Origin of the sequence: Salibaculum halophilum, assembly GCF_002094885.1 — a bacterium.
In the GTDB taxonomy this organism is placed as follows: Bacteria; Pseudomonadota; Alphaproteobacteria; order Rhodobacterales; family Rhodobacteraceae; genus Salibaculum; species Salibaculum halophilum.
In genome coordinates this window covers 194,825-213,109 of record NZ_MSIT01000001.1, presented here as the reverse complement: position 1 = coordinate 213,109, position 18,285 = coordinate 194,825, and the positions used below count along the sequence as shown (strand labels likewise).

19 protein-coding genes are annotated in these 18,285 nt (G+C 67.2%); 11 read left to right on the top strand and 8 right to left on the bottom strand.

Annotated elements, in window-relative coordinates:
• Positions 1-123 precede the first annotated feature (123 nt).
• Both BU124_RS01030 and BU124_RS01025 read left to right on the top strand, forming a co-directional pair.
• On the top strand, positions 124-1,470 hold the full coding sequence (locus BU124_RS01030) for an MFS transporter (protein ID WP_084860577.1): 1,347 nt from the start codon (positions 124-126) through the stop codon (positions 1,468-1,470).
• A gap of 72 nt (positions 1,471-1,542) precedes the next feature.
• The gene (locus tag BU124_RS01025) at positions 1,543-2,253 is read left to right on the top strand and encodes an alpha/beta fold hydrolase (protein WP_084860576.1); all 711 of its coding nucleotides are present in this window, start codon (positions 1,543-1,545) and stop codon (positions 2,251-2,253) included.
• Between the two features lie 39 nt (positions 2,254-2,292).
• On the opposite strand, the gene phaZ is transcribed toward BU124_RS01025, so the two are convergent.
• A complete protein-coding gene (phaZ, locus tag BU124_RS01020) occupies positions 2,293-3,564 on the bottom strand; it encodes a polyhydroxyalkanoate depolymerase (protein ID WP_084860575.1) in 1,272 nt (423 codons plus the stop codon).
• Between the two features lie 122 nt (positions 3,565-3,686).
• Between phaZ and BU124_RS01015 the strand changes: the two genes are divergently transcribed.
• The 8 genes from BU124_RS01015 (at position 3,687) to BU124_RS00980 (ending at position 12,468) form a co-directional block, all read left to right on the top strand.
• A complete protein-coding gene (locus tag BU124_RS01015) occupies positions 3,687-5,501 on the top strand; it encodes a PHA/PHB synthase family protein (RefSeq protein ID WP_084860574.1) in 1,815 nt (604 codons plus the stop codon).
• A gap of 203 nt (positions 5,502-5,704) precedes the next feature.
• Entirely contained in the window at positions 5,705-6,148 is a 444-nt protein-coding gene (locus BU124_RS01010; protein ID WP_084860573.1) for a phasin family protein, read from the top strand.
• A gap of 146 nt (positions 6,149-6,294) precedes the next feature.
• Complete coding sequence (gene phaR, locus BU124_RS01005; RefSeq protein WP_084860572.1) at positions 6,295-6,852, top strand: polyhydroxyalkanoate synthesis repressor PhaR; 558 nt, start codon at positions 6,295-6,297, stop codon at positions 6,850-6,852.
• Between the two features lie 67 nt (positions 6,853-6,919).
• Positions 6,920-7,726 carry an ABC transporter permease gene (locus BU124_RS01000; RefSeq protein ID WP_084860571.1) on the top strand — a complete coding sequence of 269 codons (807 nt, stop codon included), beginning with the start codon at positions 6,920-6,922 and terminating at the stop codon, positions 7,724-7,726.
• Positions 7,727-7,786: 60 nt separating this feature from the next.
• Complete coding sequence (locus BU124_RS00995; protein ID WP_084860570.1) at positions 7,787-8,467, top strand: type 1 glutamine amidotransferase; 681 nt, start codon at positions 7,787-7,789, stop codon at positions 8,465-8,467.
• On the top strand, positions 8,464-9,819 hold the full coding sequence (locus BU124_RS00990; protein WP_084860569.1) for a glutamine synthetase family protein: 1,356 nt from the start codon (positions 8,464-8,466) through the stop codon (positions 9,817-9,819). Before BU124_RS00995 ends, BU124_RS00990 begins: the two co-directional genes overlap by 4 nt.
• Complete coding sequence (locus tag BU124_RS00985; protein WP_084860568.1) at positions 9,819-11,126, top strand: NAD(P)/FAD-dependent oxidoreductase; 1,308 nt, start codon at positions 9,819-9,821, stop codon at positions 11,124-11,126. The genes BU124_RS00990 and BU124_RS00985 overlap by 1 nt, the downstream gene beginning before the upstream one ends.
• A 133-nt stretch (positions 11,127-11,259) precedes the next feature.
• A complete protein-coding gene (locus tag BU124_RS00980) occupies positions 11,260-12,468 on the top strand; it encodes a DegT/DnrJ/EryC1/StrS family aminotransferase (RefSeq protein ID WP_084860567.1) in 1,209 nt (402 codons plus the stop codon).
• Positions 12,469-12,470: 2 nt separating this feature from the next.
• On the opposite strand, the gene BU124_RS00975 is transcribed toward BU124_RS00980, so the two are convergent.
• Positions 12,471-13,436 (bottom strand): LysR family transcriptional regulator, encoded by a 966-nt coding sequence (locus tag BU124_RS00975; protein WP_084860566.1) that lies wholly within the window; start codon positions 13,434-13,436, stop codon positions 12,471-12,473.
• A gap of 216 nt (positions 13,437-13,652) precedes the next feature.
• Between BU124_RS00975 and BU124_RS00970 the strand changes: the two genes are divergently transcribed.
• Complete coding sequence (locus BU124_RS00970; protein ID WP_084860565.1) at positions 13,653-13,892, top strand: N-(5'-phosphoribosyl)anthranilate isomerase; 240 nt, start codon at positions 13,653-13,655, stop codon at positions 13,890-13,892.
• Between the two features lie 49 nt (positions 13,893-13,941).
• Here the strand turns inward: BU124_RS00970 and BU124_RS00965 are convergent, their stop codons facing one another.
• The 6 genes from BU124_RS00965 to BU124_RS00940 form a co-directional block, all read right to left on the bottom strand.
• On the bottom strand, positions 13,942-14,829 hold the full coding sequence (locus BU124_RS00965) for an ABC transporter permease (RefSeq protein ID WP_084860564.1): 888 nt from the start codon (positions 14,827-14,829) through the stop codon (positions 13,942-13,944).
• A 94-nt stretch (positions 14,830-14,923) separates the two neighbouring features.
• Positions 14,924-15,640, bottom strand: coding sequence for a transporter substrate-binding domain-containing protein (locus tag BU124_RS00960; protein WP_084860563.1), 717 nt, complete (start codon positions 15,638-15,640; stop codon positions 14,924-14,926).
• A gap of 76 nt (positions 15,641-15,716) precedes the next feature.
• Complete coding sequence (locus BU124_RS00955; RefSeq protein ID WP_084860562.1) at positions 15,717-16,499, bottom strand: ABC transporter ATP-binding protein; 783 nt, start codon at positions 16,497-16,499, stop codon at positions 15,717-15,719.
• Positions 16,500-16,581: 82 nt separating this feature from the next.
• Complete coding sequence (locus BU124_RS00950) at positions 16,582-17,367, bottom strand: phosphate/phosphite/phosphonate ABC transporter substrate-binding protein (protein WP_245831568.1); 786 nt, start codon at positions 17,365-17,367, stop codon at positions 16,582-16,584.
• The gene (locus tag BU124_RS00945) at positions 17,333-17,776 is read right to left on the bottom strand and encodes a tellurite resistance TerB family protein (RefSeq protein WP_084860561.1); all 444 of its coding nucleotides are present in this window, start codon (positions 17,774-17,776) and stop codon (positions 17,333-17,335) included. The genes BU124_RS00950 and BU124_RS00945 overlap by 35 nt, the downstream gene beginning before the upstream one ends.
• A 55-nt stretch (positions 17,777-17,831) precedes the next feature.
• Complete coding sequence (locus tag BU124_RS00940) at positions 17,832-18,266, bottom strand: tellurite resistance TerB family protein (protein ID WP_084860560.1); 435 nt, start codon at positions 18,264-18,266, stop codon at positions 17,832-17,834.
• Positions 18,267-18,285 lie beyond the last annotated feature (19 nt).

Here is an 18,285-nt window from a genome sequence, read left to right as displayed (position 1 = left end):
CTTGGCCCGTCGGGCCAATTCCCCCCGAGGATATTTCGGGCCAGAAGAAACGGGGGCCGGTATGGCGGTTTCGCTTGGGCCGAGGCCGGATTCGGTGTTGTCTGGAGCCAGCGGGGAGGGTGCATGGCGCTGACACAGGGGCAAAAGGCGGGCTGGGGACTGGCGGACCTCGGCGTGGTGGTCTTCGTGGTGGTCAAGCAGTTGCTGGTGCTGGCCTTCCTGACCTCCTACCTCGGGGTGCCGGCGGGGATGGCGGGGGCGGCCACGACGGGCGTTCTGGTCTTCGACATGATCACCGACCCGGTGATCGGCTATCTGTCGGACCGCACCGACAGCCGTTTCGGGCGGCGCGCGCCCTGGATGGTGGCGGGGGCGGTGGTCATGGTGGCGGGCATGGTGGGGCTTTTCGCAGTGCCCGGGGGGATGGCGGGCGTGGCGGCGCTGCCCTGGGTGCTGGGGTTTTTCTGTCTGGCCACGCTGGGGTTCACCATGGTTGCCATTCCCTATGGCGCCCTGGCCGGCGAGATCACCGAGGACGCTCGCGACCGGTCGCAGATGATGTCCTGGCGCATGGGATTTGCCAGCCTCGGCATCCTGCTGGGCGGGGCGCTGGTGCCGGCGCTCGCCGCCTCGGTCGGGCATGCGCGGGCGGCGCTGGTGGTCTCGCCTTTGATCCTGGGGGCGATCTGGGTCTCGGTCTGGTCGATCCGGGATGCGCCGCGGCATGCGACGCCGGTGCGGATCGGGCCGCGGCAGGTGTTGGCCCATGTGCTGGGCAATCGCCCCTTCCTGGTGCTGGCCGGGCTTTACGGGGTGATGACGCTGGCGGTGGCGCTGATCACCGCCGGGCTGCCCTTTGCCGCGCTGTATCTGATCACCGATACCGGGGACACGCCCCTGTCGGGGGTGGCGCAGGCGGTGTCGGTGCTGTCGCTTCTGTTTGCGGCCTTCACGGTCGGGTCGATCCTGAGCCAGGCGGGCTGGGTTCTGGCCTCGGCGCGGCTGGGCAAGCTGGGGGCGCTGGTGCTGGGCTTGTGTCTCTACGTCGTGCTGCTGCTGGGGCTGTTCGCCGCGCTTCCGTCTTCGAATGTCACGGCGATTGCCGGGCTTTTCGTGCTGGCGGGGATGACCAACGGCGCCTACCAGCAGATCCCGTGGGCCATGTATCCCGACCTGATGGATGTGACCCGCGCCCGCACCGGGGCCGCGATCGAGGGCGGGTTCTCGGCCATATGGCTGGTCGGCCAGAAGCTGGCCAACGCGCTGGCACCGGGGGCGCTGGGAATTATCCTGGGCGCTTTTGGCTGGCGCGAGACGACCCGGGGCCGGATCGTGCAGGACCCCGGGGCGCTGGAGGCGCTGCAGGTAACGGTGACGCTGGTGCCGGCGGCGATCCTCGGGCTTGCCGTGGCCGGCTTGCTCGTGCTTTACCGGCCGCTTGTCGCGCGGGCGCGGGCCGCCCCGGGATAGGTGGTTGCATCCGCAGCGCCGGCGTGTCTGTTTGACGCCGGCGGATCAAGCCGGGTGGGGAGTCGGGCGCTCATGCGCGAGACACTGGTGCTGTTGCCGGACATGCTGTCCGACGCGCGCGGCTGGGCCGATGTGACCACCGCGCTCAACCGTGTGCGGCCGGTCATGGTCGCCCCGGTCTGGACCGGTGAGCGGATCGAGGAAATGGCCTCAGCCGCGCTCTCGGGGGCGCCGGCGAAATTCGCCCTGGCCGGGCACGGGCTGGGCGGCGTGATCGCGTTGGAGATGGTCCGCCGGGCGCCGGAAAGGGTCACCCGCATCGCCCTGATCGGCACCAATGCCCTGGGCGACACGCCGCAGGAGGCCGCCGACCGCGAGCCGCTGATGATCGGCGCCCGCGCGGGCCGTTTCGAGGAGGTGCTGGCGCAGCAGGTGCTGCCCATGCAAGTTGCTGCCGGGCCGCGGCGTCGCGAGCATGTGGACCGACTGTCGCAAATGGCGCGCGATCTTGGTGCCGAGGTTTTCGCCCGCCAGCACCGCGCCATGCAGCGGCGATACGATCATCAGGCGAGCCTGCGCCGGATCGCCCGGCCCGCGCTGGTCCTGGCGGGTGCGCTGGACAGGACAGCCCCGCTCAAGCGGCAACAATTCCAGGCCGACCTGATTCCCGGTGCCACGCTGGCGGTGCTCGACGGGGTCGGGCATTCGGTCATGCTGGAAGATCCCGGCGGCACCATCGCGGCCCTTGAGGCCTGGTTGGAGCAGCCATCGCCGCGGCTCTGAGTGGGGCGCGCGCCAGCCGGCCGGTAGTCTTCCGGGGAATTATTCGACGGCCGCGATGCGCGGCGCAGGTTCGTCCCGGGCTTCGGAATTGGCGTCGATGAAGTCCAGCACAAGCGGGCGGATGTTGTTGCGCCAGCTCTTGCCGGCGAAGATGCCGTAATGCCCGGCGCCGGGTTCCAGGTGGCTGGCCTTCTTGCTGTCGGGCAGGCCGGTCAGCAGGTCGAGCGCGGCCAGGCACTGGCCGGGGGCCGAGATATCGTCATCCTCGCCCTCGACGATCTTGACCGCGACATCGGTGATCTTGCCGAAATCGACCTTGTGGCCATCGACGGTGAAGTCGTTGCGGGCGATCTCGCGGGCCTTGAAGATGCGTTCGACCGTGGAAAGGTAGAATTCGGCCGTCATGTCCATCACGGCGAGATATTCGTCGTAGAAGGTGTTGTGCTTGTCGTGGTCGCTGGCCTCGCCCCGCGCGCCGCGCAGGATCTGGTTGGTAAAGGCATTGGTGTGGGTCTCGCCGTTCATCGAGATGAAGGAGGCCAATTGCAGCAGCCCCGGGTAGACCTTGCGGCCGACCCCGCCATACTTGAAGCCGACGCGTTGAATCATCGACTGTTCGAGCTGGCCCATGGTGACCGTGCGGCCGAAGTCGGTGACCTCGGTGTGGTTCGCCTCGGGGTCGACGGGGCCGCCGATCAGCGTCAGCGAGCGTGGCTGCGCCTCGGGGTGCAGTTCGGCCAGGTAGGCGGTGGCCGCCAGCGTCAGCGGCACCGGCTGACAGACGGCGATGACATGGGTCTCGGGGCCCATCTCGCGCATGAAGTCCATGACGTGCAGGGTGTAGTCCTCGATGTCGAACTTGCCGGCCGAGACGGGGATGTCGCGGGCGTTGTGCCAGTCGGTGATATAGACCTCGCAGTCGGGCAGCATCGAAATCACGGTCTTGCGCAGCAGCGTCGCGTAGTGGCCCGACATGGGCGCAACCAGCAGCACCTTGCGCGGGCGCTCGTGCCGGCCAAGGCAACGGAAATGGATCAGGTCGCCGAAGGGCCGTTCCATGACCTTGCGGATCGAGACGACGTGGTCCTTGCCATCCTCGCCGGGCACCGAGGGAATGCCCCAGTCGGGGCGGGCGGCCATGCGCGCGAAGCTGCGTTCGGTCACCTCGCCCCAGGCCTTGAGCATCGCCATCCCCGGGTTGGGCCACATCGCGAAGGCCGGGTAGGAGGCCATGGCCCGTGCGGTCGCGCCCAGCCACTCGTTCGTGTTCCGGGCCGTTTCCATCATGTCGTAGGTCATCATGTACTTCACGGGTGTCTCCTGCTTGCGCGTGGCCGGTCGAACACGTCGACCATCCGTGCTATGGATAGCATTGACCGCTGGCCGTGCCAGTGGCAGATGCTGCAGCTGCAAAATATCCCGGGAGGGCCCATATGACAACCGAGGATTCCGGAGAGGGCACGGCGGACGATCCTGCGGCGCTGTCGCGGCTGGAGGAAAACATGTCGCGGATCGAGGAACTGACCCAGCGCCTGGTCAATGTCCTTTCGCACAAGCGGCACGTCCCCGAGGACCTGCAGGGCCCCAGTCACGCGCTCTACGCCAAGGCTGCCACGACCTATTGGACCGAGATGATGCAGAACCCCGCCAAGCTGATCGAGCAGCAGGTGGGCTACTGGGGCAAGACGCTGCAGCACTACGTAGAGGCGCAGCAGGCGCTGGCCAGCGGGCAGCTCAAGGCGCCCGAGGATCACACCCCGGATGACAAGCGGTTTCGCAACCCGCTTTGGGACACGCACCCCTATTTCAACTTCGTCAAGCAGCAGTACATGCTCAATGCCGAGGCCGTGTCCAACGCGGTCGAGGCCATCGAGGGGCTGGACGACCGCGATCGCAAGCGTCTGCGCTATTTCAGCCAGCAGATCGTGGACCTCATGGCGCCGACGAACTTCCTGGCCACCAATCCCGACGCGCTTGAACGCGCGGTCGAGACCGAGGGCGAGAGCCTTGTCGCGGGGCTTGAGAACCTCGTCCACGACCTTGAGGCCAACGACGGCGAACTGATCGTGAACCTGGCCGACCGCGAGGCCTTCAAGGTGGGCGAGAACCTGGGGACGACGCCGGGCGAGGTGGTGTTTCGCAACCACATGTTCGAACTGATCCAGTATGCGCCGAGCACCGAGAAGGTGCACACCACGCCGCTGGTGATCTTTCCGCCCTGGATCAACAAGTTCTACATCCTCGACCTGAAAGCGCGCAACAGCCTGATCAAGTGGATCGTCGACCAGGGCTACACGCTCTTCGTGGTCAGCTGGGTCAACCCCGATGCCACCTATCGCGAGGTGGGCATGGCCGACTACATCGAGGATGGCTATGTCACCGCGCTGGAGACCGTGCGCGAGATCTGCGGGGTCCGGAAGGTCAATGTCGTCGGCTACTGCATCGCCGGCACGACGCTGGCACTGACGCTGTCGATCCTGCGTGATCGCGGGCTGGACTACGTCAATTCGGCGACCTTCTTCACCACGCTGACGGATTTTTCCGATCAGGGCGAGGTGGGGGTCTTTCTCGACGACGATTTCGTCGACGGGATCGAGGCCGAGGTCACCGAGAACGGTTATCTCGACAGTTTCTACATGTCGCGGACCTTTTCCTTCCTGCGCGCCAACGATCTGGTCTATCAGCCGGCGATCCGGTCCTACATGCTGGGCGAGGGGCCGCCGGCCTTCGACCTGCTCTACTGGAACGGCGACGGCACCAACCTGCCGGCGAAGATGGCCATGGAATACCTGCGCGGCCTTTGCCAGCGTGACGAATTCGCCAGCGGCGGGTTCGAGGTGGCCGGCCACGTGGCGCGCATCGAGAACGTACAGGTGCCGCTCTGTGCCATTGCCTGCGAGACCGACCACATCGCCGCCTGGAAAAGCTCCTACCGGGGCATCCGCGGGATGGGGTCCGAGGACAAGACCTTCATCCTCGCCGGGTCGGGGCACATCGCGGGGATCGTCAATCCGCCGGCCAAGGACAAGTATGGCTACTGGACCAACGATGACCTGACCCTCGCGCCCGAGGACTGGCAGGCCGCAGCCGACCGGCACGACGGCAGCTGGTGGCCCGAATGGGAACGGTGGCTGCGCAAGCGCTCGGGCAAGAAGACCACGGCGCGGCGCCCCGGTACCGAGGCGCATCCGCCGCTGGCCCCCGCGCCCGGCACCTATGTTGTCGCCGACACCCCCGAGAGCGGCTGACTCTCCGCGGCCCACGCGAAACGCGTGCGTGGGCCTGCGCGAATGTTACAGGATTTTCGCCTGAAATTTCCGGGGTTGGGCGAAATTCGTGAGGGTCATGCTGCGCTGCAGAAAAAAGGTTGAAATGCTGCATTGCAGCATCTATTTTTCGATCAGCCGCAGAACCGGGATCATCCCGCAAACTTGACCAAGGAGATCAGATCATGACTGCCAAGACCCAGGACTTCACCACCGTGATGAAAGACATGATGGGCGCGTTCCCCGTCGACACCAAGGCCATGGAAGACGCCTTCAAGACCCAGACCTCGCTGACCGAGAAGCTGTCGGCCGTCTCCATCGACGCCGCCCAGAAATCGACCGAGTTGAGCGCCAAGTGGACCCAGGACACCCTGGCCAAGATGACCGAGATGGCCAAGGCCAAGGACGAGCCGGCCGACTACGCCAAGGCGATGAGCGACTTCACCTCCGCCTCCTCGGAAGCCGCCGCCGAGCACATGGCCGCCTTCGCCGAGATCGCCAAGAAGGTCCAGACCGAGACCATGGAACTGATGATGGCCGCCGGCAAGGACATGTCCGAGGACATGAACGCCGCCGCCAAGAAGGCCACGCAGGACGTGACCGCCGCCGCCAAGAAGGCCGCGAAGTAAGCGATACGCAAACGCCCGGCCCTCTTCCTCCTCCCCGGGGGCCGACGTCACGCGGGGCGGGTTGCGCAAGCAGCCCGCCCTTGCTTTTTGCTGCAAAGGCATTCACGCTTCTCTGCACCGCAAAACGGTCCTGAGGAGGGAATACCTTGGCCGAAACGTCCCAGCCGCTGCTGATCAAGCGCTATGCAAGCCGCCGTCTGTACAACACCGAGACGAGCGACTACGTGACGCTCGAGGACATCGCCGCCTTCATCCGGGACGGTCGCGAGGTCCAGATCGTGGACCTGAAGTCAGGTGACGACCTGACCCGACAGTATCTGCTGCAGATCATCGCCGAACACGAAAGCCGCGGCGAAAGCGTGCTGCCCGTGGATGTCCTGACCGACCTCGTGCGGTCCTACACCAGCCAGTCGATGTCGGTGGTACCGCAGTTCCTCGCCCAGTCCTTCGAGATGCTGCGCGAGAGCCAGTCCAAGATGATGGAGAACATGGGGCCCATGGGCGCGCTGTCGCAGATGCCCGGGGTCGAGGCCATGCAGGCGCAGCAACGGGCCTTTCTCAAGGCAATGACCGGCGGTGTCATGGGAACCGGGACAACCGACGCAGAATCCGGGGCGCGGACGGACCAGGGCGAGGAAGATCTCGACGATATCAAGACGGAGCTGGCCAAGCTTCAGGAAAAGCTGGCGAAGATGGGGAAATAGAACGAAATTCCGGAATTTCGTTCGCGCCGCAAAATTCTGGAATTTTGCGCGCACCTGGACCGAACCGATGAGTTGTTGGCAAACCATATCCGACTACGCTTTCCGGTCGCTCGGGTTCGGCGAGCGCCTGCTCCCGCGCGAGGACTTCACGCTGTGCCAGCAATTCACCCTGATCGGTTCGGGGATGATCTGGAACGTCTACTTCGGCCTCGTCGCCCTTCTGACGGGATTCGTCTTGGCCACGGCGGTGGCCATGGGAAAGGCCAGTCCCAACCGGCTGCTGCGCACACCGTCCACATGGTTCATTTTCCTGTTCCGGGGCTCGCCGCTCTTCATCCAGTTCTTCTTTGCCTATTTCCTCTTTCTCAGTCTCAAGTCGACCTATCCGGTCTTCGACGCCTTCACCTCGGCGGCGGTAGGCGCGGCCATCGTGCTGTTTCTCAACACGGCCGCCTACTCGGGTGAGATCTTTCACGGCGCGCTGCAATCCATCCCGCGCGGTGATACCGAGGCCGCCGACGCCTACGGCTTTTCCGGCTGGGCCAAGTTCCGCAAGATCACCTGGCCGACGATGCTGCGGCTGGCTTGGCCCGCCTATACCAACGAGGCGATCTTCCTGTTTCATTCCACCACGCTGGTCTTCTTCAGCAGCTTTCCGGCCTGGCAACAGCGCGGCGACGCGCTCTATTACGCCAGCTACTTCGCCGACAAGACCTTCAATCCCTTCGTGCCCTACCCGATCCTGGCGGGGTTCTTCATCCTGCTGACCCTGGTTATCATCGCCGTAATGGGGGCCATCAACCGCCACCTGAACCGGCACCTGCCGCAGGAGCGGCGCGCACGCTTGCGCCTGCGCGCCCCGGCGGTGCGCTAGGCCGCCGCTCGACAAGGCCGGTGCCGGGTCCTAGGGTCTGGCCAGAACGCGAGGTGATCCATGAAAATCGGTGTCCTGCAGACGGGCCATGCGCCCGACCAGATGCGCCCCTTCCTGGGCGATTACGACGCGATGTTCCGCCAGCTTCTCGCCGGCCGGGGCTTCGACTTTGCCACCTTCGATGTCGTCGACGGGGTGTTTCCCTCCGGCCCGACGGCCTGCGACGGCTGGCTGATCACCGGATCGCGGCACGGCGCCTACGAGGATCACCGCTGGATTCCACCGCTCGAAGAGCTAATCCGCGCCATTGGTGAGGCGGGCCAGCCGCTGGTGGGCGTCTGTTTCGGCCACCAGATCATCGCGCAGGCCTTCGGCGGCCGGGTCGAGCAATTCGCCGGCGGCTGGGTCGTGGGGCGGCAGACCTACGACTGGCAGGGCGAAACGCTTGCCCTGAACGCCTGGCACCAGGATCAGGTGGTCGAGCTGCCCCCGGGGGCCGAGGTTCTGGCCACCAACGACCGCTGCGCCCATGCCGCGCTGCGCCTGGGCCCCGAAATCCTGACGGTTCAGGCCCACCCCGAGTTCGACCGCGACGTGATCGCCGGGCTGATAGACCATCGCGGCGACACGGTGCCCGATGCGCAACTGGCACAGGCCCGCGCCGGGCTGGACCGGCCCGTGGACAATGCGCCGATCGCGCGGCAAATCGGCGATTTCCTCCGCGCCCGCGTGCCCGCATGACCGACTGGGTCGACCGTATCCCGGCGGCCGCGCAACGCTACGCCGAGGCGCACCCCCTCGACGAGGTCGAATGCATGATCGCCGATCTGCCCGGCATCGCCCGCGGCAAGGCCGTGCCGGCCTCCAAGTGGGATAAAATGCAGAAATTCCACCTGCCCAACTCGATCTTCTTTCAGACCATCACGGGCGGCTGGGGCGAGGCGGCCGGCGCCGAGGGCTTCACCGAACCCGACATGGTGCTCTATTCCGACCTCACAACGGCCACGGCCGCGCCGTGGGCCGACGACGGCACGTTGCAGGTGATCCACGACGCCTTCGACCAGAAGGGCGCACCGATCCCCTTTGCGCCGCGCAACGTGCTCAAACGGGTCGTCGCGCTTTATGAGCGCGAGGGCTGGACACCCGTCGTCGCCCCCGAGATGGAATTCTTCCTCGTGGCCCGCAACACCGACCCGGCCAAGCGGATCACGCCGATGATGGGCCGCTCGGGCCGCCCGGCCGCCGCGCGGCAGGCCTATTCCATGTCGGCCGTCGACGACTACGGCCCGGTGATCGACGACATCTACGAATATGCCGAGATCCAAGGCTTCGAGATCGACGGCATCACCCAGGAGGGCGGCGCCGGCCAGCTGGAAATCAACCTGCGCCACGGCAACCCGGTGAAACTCGCCGACGAGGTTTTCTACTTCAAGCGGCTGCTGCGCGAGGCCGCGTTGAAACACGACTGTTTCGCCACCTTCATGGCCAAGCCGATCGAGGGCGAGCCGGGCAGCGCCATGCATGTGCACCACTCGATCCTCGATGCCGAGGGGGCCAACATCTTCACCGGCCCCAATGGCGGCGAGACGGATGCCTTCTATCAGTTCATCGGTGGGCTGCAGGCGCATCTGCCCAGCGTCATCGCGCTGATGGCGCCCTACGTGAACAGCTATCGCCGCTACGTGCGCGACCACGCCGCACCGATCAACCTGGAATGGGCGCGCGACAACCGCACCACCGGGCTACGCGTGCCGCTGAGCGATCCGGACGCGCGGCGCATCGAGAACCGCGTCGCGGGCATGGACTGCAACCCCTACCTGTGCATCGCAGCCTCGCTGGCGGCCGGGTTCCTCGGGCTGACGCAGGACCTCTGGGCCGACAAGAGCTTTCGCGGCGACGCCTACGACGGCCAGCCGGACCTGCCGCAGGGCCTGGGCGCGGCGCTGGACCTTTTCGATGCCAACATGGCCATGCACGAGGTCCTGGGCCCGGAATTCACCCGGGTCTATTCCATCGTCAAGCGCGCCGAATACGAGGAGTTTCTGCAGGTCATCAGCCCCTGGGAACGGGAACATCTTTTGCTCAACGTCTGATGCCCGATCCGCTGCATCACAACGACCCTGCGGCCACCTACCCCGAGAGCTGGTATGCCGCCAGCGCCCCCATCGCGCCCCAACGGATCGGCCTGCACGGGGACCGGCGCGCGGATGTCTGCGTGGTCGGGGCCGGGTTCTGCGGGCTGACGGCCGCACTGCACCTGGCGCAGGCGGGGTTGTCGGTGATCGTGCTCGAGGCGCACCGCGCGGGCTGGGGGGCCTCGGGGCGCAACGGCGGGCAGGTCGGCTCGGGCTTCAACGCGGACATGCCCTGGCTGCGTGCGCGCCTGGGCGATGGCCCGGCCCGGGCACTGTGGGACATGACCGAGGAGGCCAAGCAACTGCTGCGCACTCTCGCGACCGCCCATGCCCCCGACGCGCCTTTCAAGTTCGGCGTGGCCCATGCCGCCTGCTCCGCGGCCGAGGCGAGGACCCTGCACGCCACGGCCGAGGATCTGGCCCGCAACTATGGCTACGACCGGATCGAACCGCTCGGGGCCGACGGCTTCCGGCGCATCGTGAAATCACCGTGCTACCGCGGCGGCGTGATCGACCACGGCGCCGGCCACATCCACCCGCTACGCTACGCGCTGGGGCTGGCGCGGGCGGCGGAACAGGCCGGGGCGGTGATCCACGAAGGCTCGGAAGTGCTGGAGGTCGTGCCGGGCCGCCCGGCCGAGGTGACCACCCGCTCGGGTCGTATCACGGCGGACCATGTGCTGCTGGCCGGCAACGGGTACATGCCGCGCCTGAGCGGGCGCGTGGCGGCCCGGACCATGCCGCTCAACTCCTTCATGGCGGCGACCGAGCCGCTGGGCGACCGCGCCGCGCAGGTGCTGGCCGAGGATATCGCCTGCGCCGACAGCAAGTTCGTGGTCAATTATTTCCGCCTGTCCGAGGACAGGCGCCTGCTGTTCGGCGGGTGCGAGAATTACTCGGTCGCCTTCCCGAAGTTCGTTGAAGCGAAACTGCGCAAGCGGATGGAGTCGGTTTTCCCGCAATTGGCGGGCGTCGGGATCACCCACACCTGGGGCGGCACCCTGGGGATCACCATGACGCGCCTGCCGCTGCTGACGCGCGCGGGCGAAGGGGTGCTCAGCGCCGGCGGCTTTTCCGGGCACGGCGTCGCGCTGGCGGGGATGGCCGGCAAGCTGATGGCCGAGGCGGTGCAGGGCCGCGCGGGCCGCTTCGACACCTTCACGCGGCTGCCCGTGCCCCCTTTCCCCGGCGGCACCGCGCTGCGGGCGCCGCTGCTGACCCTGGCCATGACCTGGTATGCCCTGCGCGACAGGCTTGGTCCCTGAGCACTGAGTGTCACACACCTGCAACGGATCGCGCGACGCGCCCCCTGCGCGCCCGTCGTCATGGAACTGACACGCCAAACGTGTTAGTAAAAAGTGAAACCCCGTTTCGATTTATCCGAAAAGAGACCCAGCCATGCCAGAGACCCGCCCGGAGATCCCGAATGTCTACGACGCTGAACCCATCCCGGCGGCGGCCATGGAGGAAGTCACACGCCTGCTGAGCACCGGCGACCTCTTCCGCTATACCGCGCCCGAAAACGCGCCGGTCTCGCTTCTGGAGCGGGAATTCGCCGCGCTGCTGGGCACGAAATACGCGCTGGCGGTGTCGTCCTGTTCGGCGGCGCTGTTCCTGTCGCTGAAGGCGCTGGACCTGCCGCGCGACGCGACGGTGCTGATCCCGGCCTTCACCTTCGCCGCCGTGCCGTCGTCCATCGTGCATGCCGAGTGCCAGCCGGTCCTGGTGGAATGCGGCGCGGACTACCGCCTCGACATGGCCGATTTCGAGGCCAAGCTGCCGCAGGCCGACGCCGTGATCATCAGCCATATGCGCGGCCATACCAGCGACATGGACGCGATCATGGCGCTGTGCGAGACCGCCGACGTGCCGGTGATCGAGGACGCGGCGCATTCGCTCGGCACCACCTGGCATGGGCGCAACATCGGCACGATCGGCAGGCTGGGCTGTTTTTCCTTCCAGTCCTACAAGCTGATCAACGCAGGCGAAGGCGGCATCATGGTGACCGACGATGCCGATCTGGTGGCCCGCGCGGTGATCATGTCCGGCGCCTATGAACACGCCTGGAGCAAACACGACGTGCCCGCCGAGGCGATGCGTACCTGGCAGAACCGGCTGCCGCTCTACAACCTGCGCCTGTCGAACCTTTCGGCGGCGATCATCCGGCCGCAGTTGCCCGAACTGGCGCGCCGCGTGCGCGACGGGCGGCGCAACCACGATCACGTCGCCGCGATGCTCAATGCCAGCCCCTGGCTGCGCGTGCCCGAGAAGCTGGAGCCCGAGGAACGCGCCCCGGATTCCATCCAGTTCAACCTCGAGGCCATGTCCGAGGACCAGATCACCGCCTTTGCCGCCGCCGCCGCCGCGCGCGGGGTCAAGGTGCAGATCTTCGGGCGCAGCACCGACAACGCGCGCGCCTACTGGAACTGGCAGTTCCTGGACCGCGACTGGGACCTGCCGCGAACCCGCGCGATGCTGATGCGCGCCTGCGACGTGCGCCTTCCCGCCCGCCTGACGCCCGAGGAGTGCAGTATCGTGGCAGGTGAACTGGTGGCTGCGGCCGAGGACGCCATGACCTCGGGCGGCGGGGCCGTGGCGGCGGAATAATCCTAGCCCAGAATGCGCAACTGCCCCTCCAGCCAGGGCAGCTTGCGCGTCGCCGGCCCCACGATCACCTCTGCCAGCAGGCGGCGCAGCCGAACCGCCATCTCCGCGGGCATGTCGCCCAGGACGTCGCGCCGCGCCACGAGCGATATCCGGCGGCTGAGTGGCTCGAGTGGCAAGGGATGCAACTCGACCGCGTCGCGAAAGCGCGCGGCGTGGGACCAGCCCAGCGGCGTAAGGATCGTCCAGCCCGTGCCTGCGGCCACCATGGCCAGCACGGCATGGTAGCTGTCCAACTCGAAACGGTGCGTCAGGGTCAGATTTTGCCGCACCAGGTGGCTGGCGATCACCTGCCCCATGTGGTGGCGCGTAGTGTATTGCACCATGGGCAGCCGGCGCAGCTGGCGCAGCAGGTCACCGGGGGCCAGCGCCCCTTTGGGCGCAGCGACGACGAAGGGCTCCTCGAACAGCGGGTGCACCTCCATCCAGTCGGCGCCGCTGCCGATATCGCTGGCAACGACCACGTCCAAGGCGCGGGCTTGCAACAGGTCGAACAGCCGGTGCGAGGCCCCGGTTTCCAGCAGGAACTGGCAGTCGTTTAACTCGGCGCCCATCTCGGACAGCAACCGCGGCGTGACGTCCGCGTCGAAGTCCTCGATCATGCCCAGGCGCAGCCGCGTCAGGCGGCTGAGATCGGCCATGGCCAGTTCCGCGCGGGCCTGTTCAGCCTCGCGCAGGATGGCATTGGCCCGGCGCAGGAAGATCTCGCCCGCCGGCGTCGGCGTCACGGGCCGCGCGTTGCGGTTCAGCAAGGTCGTTCCGAGCGCCGTCTCCAGGTTGGTCAGTTGCTGCGAGACGGTCGCCGCGGAACTGCCCAGCCGCCTGGCCGCCGCGGAGATCGATTGTTCCTCGACCGCTGCAACGAAGACCTCGACGCCCCAGAGCGTTATCCTGCGCGATGCTGCCGCCATGACGCCCCCTTTCACAGCGCAGGGTATCCCCCGGCGCTGGGAGATTAAAAGCCCCGGGATGCGCGCACAGTGTCCAGTGCACTGTCGACCTGCCCGCGACAAAATGCGGCGACGCAGACGGGCGCGATGTTCGACCGGCTGCAAGACGCCAAAGACAGGATTTGTGCGATGGCGCTTTTAAGGAAGCCTCAACCCTGTTGGCGGCAAGCTGCGGACATGCAACATGACAGAGATTTCCGCGCCTGGCCGCGCAAACAGGATTGGCTGGACCAGGTGTTCCAGTGCCGCGCCGCCGAGACCGGCGGCGTGATCCGACGTCAGGTCCGGGACGTGGAGAACGAGGTCGGGGTTGCCGCGCCGGTCGCCGAGGTTCGGCGCCGAAACTTCCGGCTGATCCGCACCCGGGCGCATTTCGAGATCGTCTGCGACCCCGGGCCGATCGACGTCGTGGTATGATCAAAATTCCAGAATTTTGATCGCGCGAACGAAATTCTGGAATTTCGTTTCATCCTGCGACGACCTTTCGCTGGGCGTCCCCGCCCGAGGTCGCCTGTCCGTGGGTCAGTTTCTTCATCAGCCGGTCAAGTCCGACCTCGGAGACACGGGTCAGGGCCAGATAGAAGACCAACAGCACGAGGAAATACCACATGCGCCAATCGCCGTGCGGGTAGTCCGTAAAGCGTTCGCCCTTGATCCCGCCCAGCTCGCGTGCCCAGTAGACGATGTCCTCGACGCCCAGCAGGAACAGCAGCGGCGTGGCCTTGGTCAGCACCATCCACAGGTTGCCCAGTCCGGGCAGGGCATAGACCCACATCTGTGGCACAAGGATGCGCCAGAAGGCCTGGCGCCGTGACATGCCGTAGGCTTCGGCCGTTTCGAGCTGGCCGCGCGGGACTGCGCGCATCGCGCCGAAAAGGACGTTGGCCGCGAAGGCCCCGAAGACCAGCGCGAAGGTCAGCACCGCCAGAAAGAAGCCATAGGTCTCGTGCACCCATTGGGCGGCATTGCCCAGCGGCAGCTTGGCCTGGGCACAGACCACGAAGTCGTTGCCCTGGCGCACCGTGTCGGGCCAGTCGGGGCACTTGAGCTGGTGGCGGATGTACTCGAACGCCTGGTCCAGCGCGATAACGAAGAACAGGAAAAAGGCGATGTCGGGCACGCCGCGGACGATGGCGATATAGGCCTTGCCCAGCCAGGACAGGGGCAGGACCCGGCTGCGCGCGGCCATGGCCCCGCAAAAACCGAAGGCCAGCGCCGTGGGCGCGGTGATGGCCAGCAGCAGCAGCACGGTGCCGAAGGAAGCGTAGAAATTCATGTGCTTGCCTGTGGTCAGGTAGCACGACAGCCATTGCAGGCCGTCCAGGGTCGCGGGGTCGGTGCAGAAACTGAAAATGGCGTGCCTCTGGTCAGCGCCTGGCAGTGATTTTATTGTCCAAGATAAAGGGGGTGCCCGCGCCGGAATGATCCAGCGCGAGCGCGGGCCGGTCTCAGAAGGTCGAGGCCACTTCCCATTTCTCGATCAGCGCGTTGAGCGAGCCGTCGTCCTTCATGGACTGGATCGCCGCGTCGAAGGTCTCGAGCAGTTCGGTGTCGCTCTCGCGCAGGCCCATGCCGACGCCGCCCCCGATCTGCTCCATGCGGTCGAGCATGACCAGGTCGGGGTTGCTTTCCAGCGCGCCGTCAAGGAAGGACTTGTCGGCTAGCACCGCGTCGGCCTCGCCATTGCGCACCGCCGAGATGGTTTCCTCGGGCGTGGCGAATTCCACCAGGGTCCAGCCCTGTTCGGCGACAAAGGCCGCCTGGATGGTGCCGGTCTGGGCGGTGATTACCGCCTCGGTCACGTCCAGATCCGCCGATCGTGCCAAGTAGGACGACGGATCGGGCGGCGTGTACCCTTGGGTGAAGTCGATGACCTCGTCGCGTTCCTCGGTGATCGACATGCCCGCGATGATGGTGTCGTAGTTGCCCGACACGAGGTTGGGAATGATGCTGTCCCAGTCGTTGGTGACCCATTCGCAGGTCAGTTCGGCGCGCGCGCAGAGCTCGTCGCCCAGTTCGCGCTCGAAGCCGTCGACCTCGCCGGCGTCGTTGAGAAAGTTCCACGGCGGGTAGGCGCCTTCGGTGCCCATGCGGACGACGTCCTGCGCCGAGGCCGCCCCGGCGAGCATGGCCAGGGCCGCGGTGGTTATGGCAAGTGTCTTCATTGGTTTCTCCCGTTGGTTTCAGCCCCGAAGGACAGTGGTGGCAGAGGATTCCCTGCCGCGTCGCGTTTGGCAACCGTTACGTATGGGCGGTTGCCGAAAGAAAGCCGCGCAGCCGGTCCGACCGCGGGCTGCCGAACAGCTGGTCCGGCGGGCCCTCTTCCTCGATCAAACCCTGATGGAGGAAGATGACGTGGTCAGAGATGTCGGCGGCCATCTTCATGTCATGGGTGACGACCAGCATGGTGCGCCCCTCTTCGGCCAGTGACTTGATCACGCGCACGACCTCCTGTTCAAGTTCCGGGTCGAGCGCGCTGGTGGGTTCGTCGAACAGCAGCGCCCGGGGTTCCATGCACAGGGCGCGGGCGATGGCCGCGCGCTGCTGCTGGCCACCCGAAAGCTGGGCGGGATAGGCATCGCACTTGTCGCCGATGCCGACCTTGTCGAGATAGGCGCGCGCGGCGGCCTCGACCTCGGTGCGGTCGCGTTTCAGCACTGTCAGCGGCGCCTCCATCACGTTCTGAAGGATGGTCATATGCGCCCACAGGTTGAACTGCTGGAACACCATCGACAAGTTGGTGCGGATGCGGATCATCTGCGCGCGGTCGGCGGGCTGGCGGCTCGGGCCACTGCCCTTCCAGGCCACCGGTTCGCCGCAGAAAAGGATCTCGCCCTTCTGGCTGTCCTCGAGCAGGTTCGCGCAGCGCAGGATCGTGGACTTGCCCGACCCCGACGAGCCGATCAGGCTGAGGACATGGCCGGGCGGCGCCGACAGGTCGACGCCCTTGATGACCTCGAGCGCCCCGTAGGCCTTGTGCAGGTTGCGTATCTTCAGAACGGGGGCGGGTGCCGGGTCGGTCACGGGGCCTCTTGGTGCTGACTGATGAGGCACTAGGGCGTGATTCCGCGCGGATTGCAACGGTTTCCGTCGCCGCGGCGGCGGGTCAGACCGCCGCGCCGTCCGGTGCCCGCGGAATGGGCAGGGCGGTGTAATCGCCGGGCACGCGGGCGACAATCCCGCGCAGGTTGAGCGCGGCGCGGTCCGCCGGGGCCAGCGCGGCGCAGGCCGCGGCAAGGGCCGCGCGGTAGGGTGCAGGATCCTGCCCGGCGCGGGTGATGAAGGGCAGCCCCGGGGCCGGTGGCGTGCGCGCGATCTCGGTGGCGTCGCGCGCCCAGGCGTCGTGCTGTTGCATCAACCACCAGGTCTGGGCGTCGCAGGCGGCGATGTCGGCCCGGTGGTCGAGCACGGCACAGACCGAGGCGCGATGCGCGCCGGTCAGCACGACGCCGCGCGGCGACAGCCCTGTATCGCGGCAGAAGTCCGCCAGCGCCGCCCAGCCGGACTGGCTGAGCACCTCGTTCACGGCCAGCACCGGGGCTGGCGGCGGCGTCGGTGATCGGGCGAGAATGACGCTGTTGTAGTCGCCCGCCGCGCAGCCCGGCAGCCCGTAGTCGCCGGACCCGATCAGGGTCACGGTACCATGCAGCCGCGCGCGGTAGGGCAGCCCGCAGGCCTGGGCCAGCACAAGGTCCGGGGCCTGCCAGACGTCCCACGGATCACGGTCGCGGGTCAGTGCCTCGGGCGCGTCGATGCCGCGCGCGGCGAGGCCGGCGCGGACCCCCGCCCAGAACCGATCGGTCGCCGCCCGCGTCTCGGGCCGGTCATACATGGGCAGGGCGGCGATCACGCCGTGGCTAGCCCTGCCGGGCCTCGACGCGCCGGCGGGCATGGGCGCTGTCCTGGTCGGTCACCCCCAGCATCGGGGCGACCAGCCGCAGCAGCGCGTTTTCCTCGTGGTCGCGCACGCCGTCCGCCAGCACGACCTCCCACAGCGCCTCGATCACGCCCTCGCGGTCCTCGTAGGGCACGCTGTCCTTGATGGCACGGGTGAAGCGCACGGTGTCGGGGGCCTCGGCCTCGACCTGCTCGGCCTCGCGGCGCATTTCGGTCGCGGCCTGCGCGGTCAGGTCGAACCGCTTGCCAAGCACCGCGTCGATGCGCGCCACCTCGCTGGCATCATAGGTGCCGTCCGAGCGCGCGATGCGCACCAGCAGCGCGGCCAGGGCCAGGTGCGAGTCATCGGCCGGGATGGCCTGCGGGGTCGGGGCGGTCAGGGCGCGCAAAAGGTCGGCTATCATGCTCCAGATATACGCCGCGCAGGCCGCAAGGCCAATCCCCCCGGCGCCACGCCGCTCAGTCGGGGCCGCGCAGGGCCTCGGCGCGGTCCGTCGCCATGCCGAGGGCTTCGTGCGCGAGGGCCACGACCAGGCGCTCGCTTTCGTGGCGCACCCCGTCGGCGCCGGCCACGGCCCAGAGCGCGCGCACGAAGGCCTCCTTGTCGGCCTCGCTGATCCCGGGCTGCAGGATCTGGGCCAACGCACCGCTGTCGGGCATGGCCGCCTCGAGCTTTTCGCACTGGGCGCGCAGCTGGGCCGCCTCGACCGGGTTCAGCCCGTTGAGGTCGGCCAGCAGGTGGTCGATCTCGTGGATCTCGGAAAACAGGTAGGTCTTGTCGGCCTTCGCCACCCGGACCAGCAGGGCGCCAAGGGCGTGCTGCGCATCGGCGGGCGGCATCGGCGTTTCGGGCGGATCGGCCAGGTGCAGCCGGGCCAACAGCTTTTCCAGCATCGCGGTGCCTGTTCCTTCC